This is a genomic window from Streptomyces sp. R302 (genome assembly GCF_012927245.1).
Lineage (GTDB): Bacteria > Actinomycetota > Actinomycetes > Streptomycetales > Streptomycetaceae > Streptomyces.
In genome coordinates, this window is the sequence record NZ_JABBGE010000007.1 from 140,457 (window position 1) to 153,302 (window position 12,846).

A 12,846-nucleotide genomic window follows, 5' to 3' on the forward strand; every position below is an offset into this window, starting at 1 on the left:
CACGCCATCCCCTCAAGGTGTTTCACGTTCAACACGAGAACGGAAGGCCCCCACCCATGCGCAGAACCGCACCCCTCGCGGCCGTCGCCGCCGTCGTCGTCGCCGGTGCTCTCGCCTGGCCGTCCGCGCCCCGCGCCGAAGCCGCCCCCGCCGTCTTCGCACATCCCGGAGTCACCGTCTCCCAGGGACAGTTGGACTTCGCCCGTTCCAAGGTGCTCGCCGGCGCCCAGCCCTGGAAGAGCGCCTACGACCAGATGATGGCGAGCAAGTACGCCGACCTGAACCGCACGCCGAAGCCCCGCGCGGTCGTGGAGTGCGGCTCGTACTCGAACCCCAATTACGGCTGTACCGACGAGCGGGAGGACGCGATCGCGGCGTACACCAACGCCCTCGCCTGGTACATCAGCCGGGACGCCCGCTACGCGCGGAAGTCCATCCAGTTGATGGACGCCTGGTCCGCCGTCATCACGGACCACACCAACAGCAACGCCCCGCTCCAGACCGGCTGGGCGGGCTCCTCGTGGCCCAAGGCCGCCGAGATCATCAAGTACACGTACACGGGCGGCTGGCCGAACTCGGGCCGGTTCGCGACGATGCTCCGCGACGTCCACCTTCCCGAGGTTATCAACGGCTCCCACTCCAACGGGAACTGGGAGCTGTCGATGATGGAGGCCGCCGTCGGCATGTCCGTCTTCCTGGAGGACAGGGCGTCGTACGACAAGGCCATGGCGAAGTTCCGCACGCGGACCGCCGCCTACGTGTACCTCGCCTCCGACGGCGCGCTGCCGAAGACCGTACCGAGCCAGAACCTCGACACCCGCGACAAGATCGTCAAGTACTGGCAGGGCCAGTCGACCTTCACCACCGGCCTCACCCAGGAGACCTGCCGCGACTTCACCCACACCGGCTACGGCATCTCCGCGATCGCGCACGTCGCCGAGACCAGCCGGATCCAGGGCCAGGACCTGTACGGCACGGACGTCGGCGAGCGGCTGCGCCAGGCGCTCGGCTTCCATTCGAAGTACGAACTCGGCGCGGCCGTGCCGAGCACGCTGTGCGGGGGCAGTCCGCACCTGGGGCTCGGTCCCGTCACCGAGGTCGGTTACAACGCCATGCACAACCGTCTCGGCTTCGCCATGACCAACACCGAGGCGCTGACCAAGCGCAACCGTCCGGTCGGCAGCAACAACCTCTTCGTCGCGTGGGAGACCCTCACCCACGGGGACAACCCCTCCTGATCAGGATCCGAAGGTGGGGTCCGGCCGGGGCGAGCAGCCTGGGACGGCCCCCACCGACCCGGAGGAGGAGGAGGAGGTGGCGGCGTGCATGGTGAAGGCTCGGCTGCTTCCTGGTCCGCTCCAGTCGTGCGGAGGAAGCACCCCTACGGTGCGGGCCGAGGAGCGACCCAGCGCGCACGACGGCTGTGATGGTCTCGGCACCACCAGAGCCCGCGTGCTCGGCACCCTCTCCCGGTGTGAGCACCAGCGTGACCGCGGTGGCCGAGCCCACCGCGGTCGGTACGGTCTCCGACACCGTCACGTCGTGGTACGCGACGCGACCAGCGGCCCGTCGACGAAGACGGCCCAGGTCGCACCCCCTCCCGGGTACCCGGCCCGCCACCGGTCTTCGGCGCCCGGCTCCGCTCACCCTCCCCGCTGGGAGGTCGGGCAGACGGCAGCGCGTACGCGGTCACCGGCGAGCGCGCTCACCGGCGAGGGCGCGCACGACTTCGCGCGCACGCGGGGGACGCTCGTCGTGGGGCTGGAGGACGCCGCTCGGTTCGAGCAGGTCTTCACGGCGGAGCGGCTGTACGTGCGGGGGACCACGGCGAAGGGGTCGGTCGACTGGATGCACGTGGACCGGGCCGGCGTGAAGGCCGAGCGGATCCTCAAGGCGCCGGGCAACGACCCCGAGTTCCTGCTGCGCCAAATGCTCATGGGCGTGCGCTACCGGCGGCTCGCGGCGAAGGACGTGGATGGTGTCTCCGCCACCCGCTACCCGGGCGAACTCACCCACGCCGCCCTCGCCCTCGGCATGTCCCCGGAGGCCCGGAAGAAGGTCGACCAGATGCGCGACATGACGGGCGGCACGATTCCCGCCACCGCCGACGTGTGGCTCGATCGGCGGGGCCGGCTCATGCGGGTTCGGCTGCAGATGGATCTTGAGGGGATGCTGCTGTCCACGGCGACGCTGAGCCCGAGCGGGCTGGGCGAGCCCGTGCAGGTGCGGGTGCCCGCCGACGCCGTCGAGGCCGAGACGTCGTCACTCGTCTGAGCGGGCAGCCCTCACGGGGGTTCTCTCCGCGTCGCGGAGGCGTCGGGTGGTGACCCGGGAGGCAAGGGGAAGCGCGGCGAGGGCGAGTCCGACGGCCGCGGCGAGGAAGACGGCGCGGACACCCAGGTGGCGTCCGAGCAGTCCTCCGCCGAGCGCGCCGAGGGGCACGACGCCCAGGACGATCAGGCGGTAGGCCGCGGTGACGCGGCCGAGGAGCGCGTCGGGGACGGCCGCCTGGCGCAGGGTGCTGACGACGATCTGGTTGAGCGAGCCCGCGAACGCCGCGCCGAACATCGCGGCCAGGGCGAGCGGCGTGCTGTGACCGAGCCCGAGGACGGCGTACCCGGCGGCCGGGACGAGGGCGGCCAGCCAGCAGGTGGGGCCGCCCCCGATGCGGGGCACGACGCGCTCGGCGAGCAGCGAGCCCGCGATGGCGCCGGCCGCGGGAACGGCGATGAAGAGGCCGTAGTTCGACATGGCCACCGCGTACGGGCCCGTGATCAGCAGGACAAGGAGCCCACCGGTGGCCGCGCCGAAGAAGTTGATGGCCGCCGAGATGAACGCGACGCGGCGCAGCAGGTCGTGGCGCCAGAAGTGGGCCCATCCGGTGCGGATGTCCTGAGTCACGGTGGTCCGGGCGGAACTGTCGGAGCGGTCGGAGCGGGCGGGTTCGTGTTGCTTGCCGGTCGGGCGCAGTGCGGGCAGCAGCAGGGCCGCGAGTCCGGCGAGGGCGAACGCGGCCGCGCCGGTGAAGAAGGCCGCGGACGCCGCCAACGCGAACAGCGCCGCGCCGACGGGTGGGCCGATGAACGTGTTCACGAGCGACTGCGTGGCGAACAGTCTGCCGTTCGCGCGCTCCAGCTTCGCGCGGGGCAGGAGGCGGGGAGGTATGGCCAGGGCTGCGTTGTCGACCATCGTCTCGGCGCAGCCTGCGACGAACACCGCGGCGTAGAGCAGGGCGACGTGGCGCCATCCGCCGGCCAGGGCGAGGGCGAGCAGCGCGAACCCCGCCGCGCGCAGCAGATTGCCCGCGACGAGGATCCGCCGTCTGTCCATGCGGTCGGCGAGCGCGCCCGCGGGGAGGGTCGCGAGCAACCAGGGCAGGAACTGCGCCACCGTCATGCCAGCCACCACGAGCGGATCACGGGTCAGCGTGGCGACGAGGAGGGGAGCCGCCGCCTGGAGAAGTCCGTCGGCGAGGTTCGACGACGCCTGCGACGCCCACAGAGCGGTGAACGGTCTGACGACGGCGGAGGCGGTGACGGCGATTTCGGCGGACACGATCTTTCCCTTCGCGAGAATCTCATGGGTGATTCGCCAATTGGGCATGAAAGAAAAACGAGCACCAGGATCACAGAGGATCACCTCACATGCAATGATGGTTTTACCCATGAGGGGTGACATCTGAGAGAGGAGCCGATGGTGAGGTTCGGCCACATCGCGGGCGACCGCATGCTCGACCTGGTGAACACCGTCGCGTGGCGGCTGGGCGGACCCGAACGCACCGAGTCCCTGACGACCTACTCCGACGTCGTCGCGTGGTGCCTCGAATCCGATCTGATCGGTACGGGCGAGGCCGCCGCCCTCCGCGACCTCGCCGAACAGGACGGCGCCGCGGCCGAAAGGGAACGCGAACAGGTCGTCTCCGCACGGGAGATGGTCTACGGGGTCCTCCTCGCCGACGACGCGGAAGCCGCCGCGGACCTCGCGAGCCTCTACCGGGCGGCGATCGCCGCGGCCGACCTCGTCCACACGGACGGCCGCTGGCAGTGGCAGGACCGGGAGACCGACCTCCGCCTGCCCCGCCACCGCATCGTCCGGGGGCTCGTGTCCCTCACCCAGCGCGACGACCTCGACCGTCTGCACCAGTGCGAGGACGCCAAGTGCGGATGGGTCTATCTCGACACGTCACCGCGACGGAACCGCCGCTGGTGCGACACGAAGGACTGCGGCGATCGCAACCGCGCCCGCGCCTACTACGCCCGGCAGAAGCAGAAGCATAAGCAGCAGGACACGCAGGCTCAGGAGGCGTAGAGCCTCCCTCACAGTGTCCCGATTGGTTCACGAAGCCGTCCCGATCGGACCCCGACACCACCTCCAGCCTGCGACGACGGATAGCGTTCCAGGCCGCGGGGGCGCACGTCCGTACGACGTTGGCCCGAGCGGCACATTTTTCCGATCCGACGGCTCCACGGGGGTACAGCGACATGACCATGCGAGGCGACAGCGTGCCGGGCGGCAGATTCTCCCGGCGGCGCGCACTGCGGCTGGCCGGCGGCGGACTCACCCTGGCCGTCCTGACGGTGGGGGCGACCGGCTGCCGTGAGGACGACGCCAACCTCGGCGGATCGGGGGGATCTGGCGGATCTGGCGGATCGGGCGGTTCCGAGGGGTCCGGTGAGTCCGGTGGTTCTGGTGGCTCCGGCGGCGACAAGCCCGCCGAGGGCGGCGGCGCCGGCAAGGACGGACGGGCGCCCAAGCCTCTCTGGACGAAGACGACGTCCGCGCAGACCTACGGCGACAACGACGAACTCGTCGCCACGAGCGGCGTGGTGATCGCCAGCGGTGAGCCGCTGGCCGCGCTGGACGCCGCCTCGGGCCAGGAGCGGTGGTCGTTGAAGGACGGCGCGGTGCCCGGTGCGCCGATGCTGCTCGGCAACGGCACGCTGTACCTGGCCAGCGCCACGTACGACGGCACGGTCGCCGGCTACGACCCGGCCTCCGGCAAGGAGACCTGGCGCAGCCACCTGGGCAAGGGCTACCGGCAGCCGAAGCCGATCGCGGTGGACGACAGGCAGGTGTACGTCATCGCCGAGGTCCTGGAGGCCGACGGGTCGTCCAGGACCAACGTGATCGCCGCGCTCAACAGCCGTACCGGCAAGCCGGCTTGGCAGGAACAGCGCGACGTCGGCACCGAAGGCAACGGCATCCACGCCCACGCCCAGGGCCGCCACCTCGTCTACACCGACTTCAAGAAGAACCTCACGGTGCGAGACACCAGCACCGGCAAGCAGGTGTGGACGCACAAGACCACCAAGACCAACTACGGCTTCTTCGCCGTGTACGAGAACCTGGTGATCGTTCCGCAGGGGTCGAGGCTCCAGGCCTTCAGCCTGGCCGACGGCTCGCTGAAGTGGTCGGTGGAGACGGCGGCGAACTACGTCTCCTTCAAAGAGCCGGCCGTCCTGGACGGCGTCCTCTACCTCGCGGACAGCAGCCGTACCCTGCGCGCCCTCGACCCCCGCACCGGCAAGGAGATCTGGACGTCCCAGGCGCTCGCCGACGCGAACCTCACGGTGCCCCGGCAGTACGTGAAGGCCGGTGGTGTCCTGTACGCGGCCACGGACCTGGACCAGCGGGGCGGTGTGATCGCCATCGATGCGAAGACCGGTGCTGTGCGCTGGACGTTCAACGACGGCTCAGGCGACTACCACGCGTGGCTGGTGGCCACCGACGGGAAGCACGTGTTCGCCCTGCACGGCAAGAAGCTGCACGCCCTGCCCGTCTGACTCTCCGGCCACACCGATGATCCCGGCGATCCCGACGCTTCCGTCGGTTCCGACGGCTCCGACGGCCCCGACGGCTTTGTCACGCGGGCTGCAGGCCCAGGGCCGTACGGGCTTCGCCGACGAGGTACAGCGAGCCGAAGACGACGATCAGGCCTTCGGGTCCTACGAGTTCGGCGGCGCGGTGGAGCGCGGAACCGGTGTCCTCGGCGGTCACGCACGGTCCCCGGCGGTCGGGCGCGAGCCGGGCTCGCAGGGCGGCGGGGTCCGCGGCTCGGGGGGCGCCGGTGCGGGTGAGGACCAGGGGCCAGTCGGCGGGGAGCGGGGCGAGCATGCCGGAGACGTCCTTGTCGTCCATCGAGGCGAAGAGCAGCACGGGCGGTCCCCCGTTTCCGCTGTCGCGGGCGTGGCGCAGGATCTCCGGGGCCACGGTCGCGACGCCCTGCGGATTGGTGGCGCCTTCCAGCAGGACGCGGCCCGTCCAGTCGCCCAGGCGGGTCTCGACCAGTTCGAGGCGTCCGGGCCAGCGGGTGGACGCCAGTCGGGCACGGAGCCGGTCGGCGTCCGGCTCCTGGATGTGGCCGCGTTCGACGAGGGCGTCCACCGCGGCGATGGCGACCGCGAGGTTGTGGTGCTGGTGTGCTCCGGGGAGCGGGCAGGGCAGATCTCGGTACACGGCGCGGGGCGTGGTGACGTCGACGAGCGTCACCGGGCGGTGCGGGCTGTGCGGGCCGTGTGGACCGTGTGAACCGCGCGGGCCGGGGTGACCGCCGTAACCGGCGCGCCTGGCGTAACCGGCTTGTTCGGCTTGTACGGGTTGTTCGGCTTGTTCGGCGACTCGGGCGGTGTAGCGGATCTCGTGGTCCATCCGCCAGACGGAGAGCCCCGTCCGCTCCTTCAGCACCCGCTCGGCGGTCGTGGCCGCCTCCGGGTCCAGGCGCCCGAGGACGACGTGGTCCCCGTCCTGCGCGGCCGCGACCTTCGCCTCGGCGATCTGGGCGAGGGAAGCGCCGAGCAGGCGGGTGTGGTCGAGGCCGATGCCGGTGACGACCTTCACGTCGAGGCCGAGTTCGGCGGCGGCCGCCCGGCTCCCGCCGATGCTCGCCTCGGCGACGGTCAGCGCGACGCCCGCCCGCCGGAAGTGCACGGCCGCGGTGGTCGCGTAGACGCCCTGGGCGAGGACGGGCAGGTCGTGGCATTCGATCGCCTGCCAGACGTCGGAGAACGCCGTGACGTACTCGGCGCGCGTCACGGGGACCCCGTCGATCCGGATCCGCTCCCTGAGCTCCTGCAGATGAGGGCTGGGCATGCTGCCGACCCGTTCGCCGGTCGCGGCCGCCGCCGACACGGCGAACGCGCACGTCGAGCCCTTGCCGTTCGTCCCGACCACCAGCATCCCGCGCAGTCCCCGCTCCGGACGGCCCAGCATCTCCAACAGGCGGGAGACGTTCGCCTGTCGCACCGTCCGGGGAACCCGGTCGGGGTTCTCGTGCACCTTCGCCAGCGTGTCGACGCACATTCGGTAGTCCACACAACGGATCATGCCACCGAGCGTGACGAGTAGGCAGCGAAGAGCGAAATCCATGACTCGCCGCGATCCGCTCGAACAGAGTCCAAAAAGGCTTCGCGCATTCGGCAAACAAACGGACACGCCCGTCGCACTCGGCCCTACGTTCCTGCCGTGAACCACTCTTCGGGAACTCCCTCGCGTCGCGGTCTGCTGCGCACGGCCGTGACCGGGGCCACCGTGACCACGGGTGCCTGGGCGCTCGGCTTCCCGCCGACGACAACGACGACGACGGCGGCGCCCGCGACCCGAAGGCGGGCCCGGCCCACGACGCCCGGAGCCGCGCTGCGCGAGCTGAACGCGGGCAACCGGCGCTGGCGCACCTTCCACGAGAAGCATCCGCACGAGACGCGCGCCGTCCGCACCGAGGTGGTGTCCGGGCAGCACCCGTTCGCCGTCGTCCTCGGCTGCGTCGACTCCCGGGTCCCGCCGGAGCTCATCTTCGACCAGGGCCTGGGCGACCTGCTCGCGGTCCGCTCCGCCGGCGAGGTACTCGACGAGGCGGTGCTCGGGAGCGTGGCGTACGGGGTGCTCGACCTCGGGATCCCCCTCGTCGTGGTCCTCGGGCACCAGTCGTGCGGTGCCGTCTCCGCGGCGGTCCACGCGGACGAGTCCGGTGAGGCGCTGCCTGCCCACATCCAGTACATCGCCGAGCAGATCAAGCCGGCGATCGACCGTTCGCTCCCCGGCTCGGCCCGCGTCGACGCCGCCGTCACCACCCAGGTCCGGCTCGTACGCTCGCGGCTCGCCACGGAGCCCGACCTGGCCGCCAGGATCGCCGCGGGCCGACTGGCCGTCGTCGGGGCCCGCTACGAACTGACGAACCAGCTCGTCCGCGAGGTCCGCTGACACCGAGCGGGCTCCCCCGGTCGAGTCACTCGTCCGGGGCCGGTGCGGCTGGCGGGGCCCGTGTCGGTCGGTCAGGTGCGGGTGACGGTGTGGCGGGCGGTTTCGTCGACGTGGAGGGTGAAGACGTCGGGGCGGGCGTAGTGGCCGGTGGTGTCGAGGTCGAAGCGGGCGCGGGCCAGGTCGTCGAGGTCGAGTTCGGCGGTGAGGATGCCCTCGCCGTCGCGGAGCGGTCCCGCGAGGACTTCGCCGAGCGGGGAGACGATGACGGAACCGCCGCCGATCAGTACGGTGCCGGGCTCGTCGCCCTGGACGGGATGGACGTCGTCCGGCAGCGCGTCACGGCGCAGGTACTGGTTGGCGCTGAGGACGAAGCAGCGGCCCTCCAGGGCGATGTGGCGCATGGTGGCCTGCCAGGCGTCGCGGTCGTCGACGGTCGGCGCGCACCACAGGTCGACGCCCTTGGCGTACATCGCGGTGCGCAGGAGGGGCATGTAGTTCTCCCAGCAGATCGCGGCGCCGAGGCGGGCGGCGCCGGTGTCGACGACGGGGAGCGTGGAGCCGTCGCCCTGCCCCCACAGGTAGCGTTCGGCGGCGGTGGGCATGAGCTTGCGGTGCAGGTCCAGGTAGCCGTCGGGGCCGAAGAAGAGGGCGACGCAGTACAGGGTGCCGCCGCGGCGCTCGACCGCCCCGATCACGGCGTGGACCCCCAGCTCCCGGGTCACGGCGCCGATCGCCTCCGTCTCCGGGCCAGGGATCTCGATCGCGGCGGCGTGGTAGCGGTGGAAGAGCTCGCGGCCGTCCGGGGTGCGGCTGCCGACGGTGATGCCGAAGTCCAGCCCCTTGGGGTAGCCGCCGATGAACGCCTCGGGCAGCACGACTACTTCGGCGCCGCGCCCGGCGGCCTCGCGGACGAGTTCCTCGGCCCGGGCCACCGCCGTCGGGGTGTCGAACAACGGGGCGGCCGCCTGGACGACGGCGACGGTCACGGTACGGCGGGCCTCTGCGGCAGTCGAAGTCATGCTTCGACGCTAGGCCATGGCGCCGCCGGCGGCGCGGGCGGCCAGAACGGGTCGTACGACCGGTCCCGCGACGACGGCTGTGGTGGGGACGATGCCCCGGGGCTGTCGTTGGGGTGGGGTGGAACGGTCATGGTGTTGTTGTCAGGTCAGGTCAGGTCAGGTCAGGTCAGAGGTCGCGTACGTCGGCGGAGACGCCTCCGACCCCCGATCCGCCGTCGTCGGCCGTGCTGCGGCGACGTCGCGGGGACCTGCGCTTCGCCCCTCGCGTCCGGCCCCTCACGGCGAGGGGCCGGACGCGGGGCGCACGGGCGCCGGGGGGCTCGGGTCTCAGAAGCGGGTGTTGTCGTAGCGGCGGAGGCGGGCGGCGAGGGCCTTCTCCGTGCTGCCGAGGGCGGTGGCGATCTCCTCGTCGGTGTGTTTGCGCGTGGCGAGGCGGGTGGCGTACGGGCCGTCGGTCTCGACGACCGCGTCGAGCGCGCCCACGATGCGCAGGGCGGTGAGGGGGTCGGTGTCCTCGATGTCGTCGAGGCGTTCACGGATCTGGGAGATGAGGCGGGCGACGTCCTGCGGCAGGGGCACCGCGGCCGCGTTGATCTGCCGGGTGTGGTTCTCCCAGTCCCGCTCGGGGGCGGAGGTGTCGTACAGGTACGGCTCGCGGTGCGGTACGCGCTTCCAGTCGATCGGGTACGTCGTCTCGCACTGCCACCCGCAGGCGCACACGGCGCGCATCCGGTCCGCGAGCGGGCGCCGGTGCACGCCGTCGTAGTACCACCAGTCCGTGAAGCTCGGGACGTACGACCCGCTGCCGATGTCGATGTAGACCGGGCCGGGCACCGTGCCGTCCTCCAGCAGCACGCCCACCTTGCCCACGTGTCCTTCCGCGCCGTCCGGCTCCCACATGGTTCGCTCTCCCCTTCTGTGGTGTCGGTGCGACGGCCGCCGCGCACGTCCGTCGGCGGTCGCCTCATTCCCTCCACGGTGGCGCATGCCCGGGGGTGGCCGCAGGCGAATGCTCGTCATATTCCGTGGGCAGGCCCCAACACTGCGCCAGGTTGAGCTGGGCGGGACGGTGGAGTCGGCGGTCGGCGGTCGGCGGTCGGCGGTCGGCGGTCGGCGGTCGGCGGTCGGTAACGTATCGCCGACCGGATACTCAGCCTCTCCCTCACCGGCGGCAGGCCCTCACCCGACGGCGGCTGAGACTCGTCGTGGCGTCCGGGCGGCGGTTCAGTGCGTGCCCAACTGGATCACCATGGTGTCCGCGTTCCCCTCCCGTCCGACCGTGACGAAGCCGCGGGAGGCGTAGAGCGCGGCGGCGTGGTTGCCGTCCTCGACGCTGAGGCTCAGGCGGTCGACGCCCGACCGGGCCGCCAACGCCACCACCGCGTCCAGCAGAGCGCCGCCGACGCCTCGGCCCCGGTGTCCGGGGAGCACGCCGACGGTCAGTTCGGGCACCTGCGGGTCGACGTGTCCGTACCCCGGGTCGTGGGCGGGGAATGTCCTGGCCCAGGCCGCGCCGACGGGGGCGCCCGAGGGGGCCTCGGCGACCACGCCGAAGTCCCCTGCCCGGGGCCACCCGGTGACGTAGTGGGCGAAGTGCGGCGTCGCCAGGATCTCGTCCCGACTGAACCGCGGGGCGTCCCAGTTGAACGCCTCCAGCAGTATCGCCGTCAGGAACTCTGCGTCCCCGGCGGCAGCCGGCCGCAGCCGGAACCCGGCCTCCGGAAGGTCCGCCCGGGCCGCGCCATCCGTGTGCATGTTCTCCCTCGATTCGTGACTCTGATGTGACGTGGTGCTGCACGCATCGGCATCGGCATCGGCATCGGCTCATTGGGCGAGGTGCCGTCGGATGAACGGCGCCGTGACGAGGACGAGCGTGGCGAAGAAGGTCAGCCGTTGGAGGCCGGGCCGGGCGGCGAAGTCGCCGTGCTGGAAGCCGTAGACCGCGTACCAGTTGGCAGCGGTGTCGGTCGTCGTGATGACGCAGGCGAGGTCGACTCCTCGGCGTTCGCCTCTGATCAGGAGCACGGCGGCGAGCACGTCGAGGAGCGCCAGCGACGACCAGTAGAGGTTGAGCCACCCCGGCGCCCAGGCGTACGGGTGCAGACCGTGGGTGAGGATGTCGATGATGTGCGACACCGCACCGACGAGGAGCAGAACGGCCGCGATGCCGGAGACCGACACGGCCACCCAGCGCGGGGCGTGGCGCATCCATCCGATCATGGTGCGGATCGTCCCATGCGCGGGGCGCGGGTCGACAGTCCATCAGACTGCGGCAGTTGACGACCCGGGAGGGCGGTGTCGGAGCTGCCGTGGTGGGTTATCCCCCGCTTCGGCTGCGTCTGGCGCGTGACACGGGGGCGGGGATGGGTCGTAGGGGCGTGGACAAAGGGTGTCTCGGCGTCGGCTTGGTCTTCCTGCCGTTCGCCTTGGGGCTCGGGTACGTGCTGGTCATGGCGGTCTGGCGGCTCGGACGGTATCTGTGGACCACGGGTGGGCCGCGGCTCGCCGCGGGCGATCCGGCGGCGTGGACCGTTCTCGGCATGGTCCTCTTCCTCTTCGCGGTGGTCGCCTTCATCCACTGGCACGCGGGCCGCGACGGCGGACCGAGCCCTCGGCCGGGGCGGGCGGTCCACCAGGGCGAGGACTGGTACTGGGAACCCGATCCGGTCGAGTACCCGCCGAAGTCGCGACCGAACTCGAACCCGAATCCGAACCCGGACGTTCGTTCGCGACGTCCGCCCGGGCCGGGGTCGTCAGAGGCCGGGCCGCTGTCGGAGATCCCCGTCAGGCCGCCCCGGCGGGTCCTCAGCCGGGCGCAGCAGGCTTCGTTGCCGCGTGCGGGGGTCTTGGCCAGCTGGTCGGCGTCGGCTTTGCCGACGTAGACCTCCGCACAGGTCCATGCTTGGGCGACGGTTCGACGAGGGGGAAGCTGGCGTACCCTGGCGGCGCTTCGCGCGCTCGGCACCGAAGAGCTTGGTAGGGCGCCGTCGGACCGATCCGGCTGCGCCTGCTGTCCTCCCGTTGGGCGTCTCCCAGCCGACGATCTCCCGCCACCTGAAGGTGCCGGCGGGCGGCCGGCCTTGTCGGCTCCGAGCGGCGTGGCACGTGGGTGTACTCCTGGGTGCTGCCCGAGGCTCTGGCGCAGCTGTCCGCCCGTCGCGGCCAAGGCGTCGGTCGGGGGGCTCGGGGCGGCCGCGCTGGTCACGACGGTGGTCGGCTCCGGGATCCGGGCCACCGAACCGACCCGTGACGTCGGAACGCAGTTGCTCGCCGACTCCCTCGCCACCGTCTTCGACCTCGGCGTGCTGATCGCCCTGCTCGTCCCGGTGCCGGGGGCCACTTCAATCCGGCGGTCACCCTCGCCGTTCACCACGCGCGAGGCCGCGGCGTACGTGCCCGCCCAGATCGCCGGGGCGATCGCCTGCGTGGTGCTCGCCGACGCGATGTTCGGCGACGCGATGTTCGGCGAGCCGCTCCTGCGCCTCTCTCTCCCCCCCCCACGCCCGGTCGGCCCGGCATCTGTGGCCGACGGAGGTCGTGGCCGCCGTCGGGCCGGTCTGGCTCGTCATCGACCTGGGCCGTACCGGCCGGGCCCACCTCGCACCCGCGCGGGTCGCCTGCTTCATCGAAG

Annotated in this window: 12 protein-coding genes and 1 pseudogene; 7 read left to right on the top strand and 6 right to left on the bottom strand. The window is 71.8% G+C overall.

Going from position 1 to position 12,846, the window contains the following annotated elements; genetic code table 11:
• Positions 1-56: 56 nt before the first annotated feature.
• On the top strand, positions 57-1,238 hold the full coding sequence (locus tag HHL19_RS22375; RefSeq protein WP_169092096.1) for an alginate lyase family protein: 1,182 nt from the start codon (positions 57-59) through the stop codon (positions 1,236-1,238).
• 304 nt (positions 1,239-1,542) lie between these two features.
• Positions 1,543-2,274 (top strand): hypothetical protein, encoded by a 732-nt coding sequence (locus tag HHL19_RS22380; RefSeq protein ID WP_169092097.1) that lies wholly within the window; start codon positions 1,543-1,545, stop codon positions 2,272-2,274.
• Here the strand turns inward: HHL19_RS22380 and HHL19_RS22385 are convergent.
• Complete coding sequence (locus HHL19_RS22385; RefSeq protein WP_346768372.1) at positions 2,263-3,555, bottom strand: MFS transporter; 1,293 nt, start codon at positions 3,553-3,555, stop codon at positions 2,263-2,265. The two genes, HHL19_RS22380 and HHL19_RS22385, sit on opposite strands and share 12 nt — an antisense overlap.
• Before the next feature lie 138 nt (positions 3,556-3,693).
• Here HHL19_RS22385 and HHL19_RS22390 point away from each other — a divergent pair, with 138 nt between their 5' ends.
• Together HHL19_RS22390 and HHL19_RS22395 are read left to right on the top strand one after the other, a co-directional pair.
• Positions 3,694-4,308 (top strand): CGNR zinc finger domain-containing protein, encoded by a 615-nt coding sequence (locus HHL19_RS22390; protein ID WP_169092099.1) that lies wholly within the window; start codon positions 3,694-3,696, stop codon positions 4,306-4,308.
• 173 nt (positions 4,309-4,481) lie between these two features.
• Positions 4,482-5,783 carry a PQQ-binding-like beta-propeller repeat protein gene (locus HHL19_RS22395; protein ID WP_240981804.1) on the top strand — a complete coding sequence of 434 codons (1,302 nt, stop codon included), beginning with the start codon at positions 4,482-4,484 and terminating at the stop codon, positions 5,781-5,783.
• Positions 5,784-5,862: 79 nt separating this feature from the next.
• Here HHL19_RS22395 and HHL19_RS22400 read toward each other — a convergent pair whose 3' ends face one another.
• On the bottom strand, positions 5,863-7,311 hold the full coding sequence (locus tag HHL19_RS22400) for a bifunctional folylpolyglutamate synthase/dihydrofolate synthase (RefSeq protein ID WP_346768373.1): 1,449 nt from the start codon (positions 7,309-7,311) through the stop codon (positions 5,863-5,865).
• A gap of 150 nt (positions 7,312-7,461) precedes the next feature.
• Between HHL19_RS22400 and HHL19_RS22405 the strand changes: the two genes are divergently transcribed.
• On the top strand, positions 7,462-8,196 hold the full coding sequence (locus tag HHL19_RS22405) for a carbonic anhydrase (RefSeq protein WP_346768374.1): 735 nt from the start codon (positions 7,462-7,464) through the stop codon (positions 8,194-8,196).
• Positions 8,197-8,267: 71 nt separating this feature from the next.
• Here HHL19_RS22405 and HHL19_RS22410 read toward each other — a convergent pair whose 3' ends face one another.
• From HHL19_RS22410 to HHL19_RS22425, 4 genes are all read right to left on the bottom strand, one after another.
• On the bottom strand, positions 8,268-9,215 hold the full coding sequence (locus HHL19_RS22410) for a nitrilase-related carbon-nitrogen hydrolase (RefSeq protein WP_169092100.1): 948 nt from the start codon (positions 9,213-9,215) through the stop codon (positions 8,268-8,270).
• A gap of 327 nt (positions 9,216-9,542) precedes the next feature.
• Positions 9,543-10,115 carry a hypothetical protein gene (locus HHL19_RS22415; protein WP_169092101.1) on the bottom strand — a complete coding sequence of 191 codons (573 nt, stop codon included), beginning with the start codon at positions 10,113-10,115 and terminating at the stop codon, positions 9,543-9,545.
• Positions 10,116-10,439: 324 nt separating this feature from the next.
• Complete coding sequence (locus tag HHL19_RS22420) at positions 10,440-10,970, bottom strand: GNAT family N-acetyltransferase (protein ID WP_169092102.1); 531 nt, start codon at positions 10,968-10,970, stop codon at positions 10,440-10,442.
• Positions 10,971-11,039: 69 nt separating this feature from the next.
• Positions 11,040-11,435, bottom strand: a complete 396-nt coding sequence (locus HHL19_RS22425; RefSeq protein ID WP_206325090.1) for a hypothetical protein — start codon at positions 11,433-11,435, stop codon at positions 11,040-11,042.
• 185 nt (positions 11,436-11,620) lie between these two features.
• Here HHL19_RS22425 and HHL19_RS36855 point away from each other — a divergent pair, with 185 nt between their 5' ends.
• Complete coding sequence (locus HHL19_RS36855) at positions 11,621-12,097, top strand: hypothetical protein (RefSeq protein WP_206325091.1); 477 nt, start codon at positions 11,621-11,623, stop codon at positions 12,095-12,097.
• Between the two features lie 145 nt (positions 12,098-12,242).
• Positions 12,243-12,465 (top strand): annotated as a pseudogene (locus HHL19_RS37565) (hypothetical protein); the annotation flags it as partial.
• Positions 12,466-12,846: the final 381 nt, after the last annotated feature.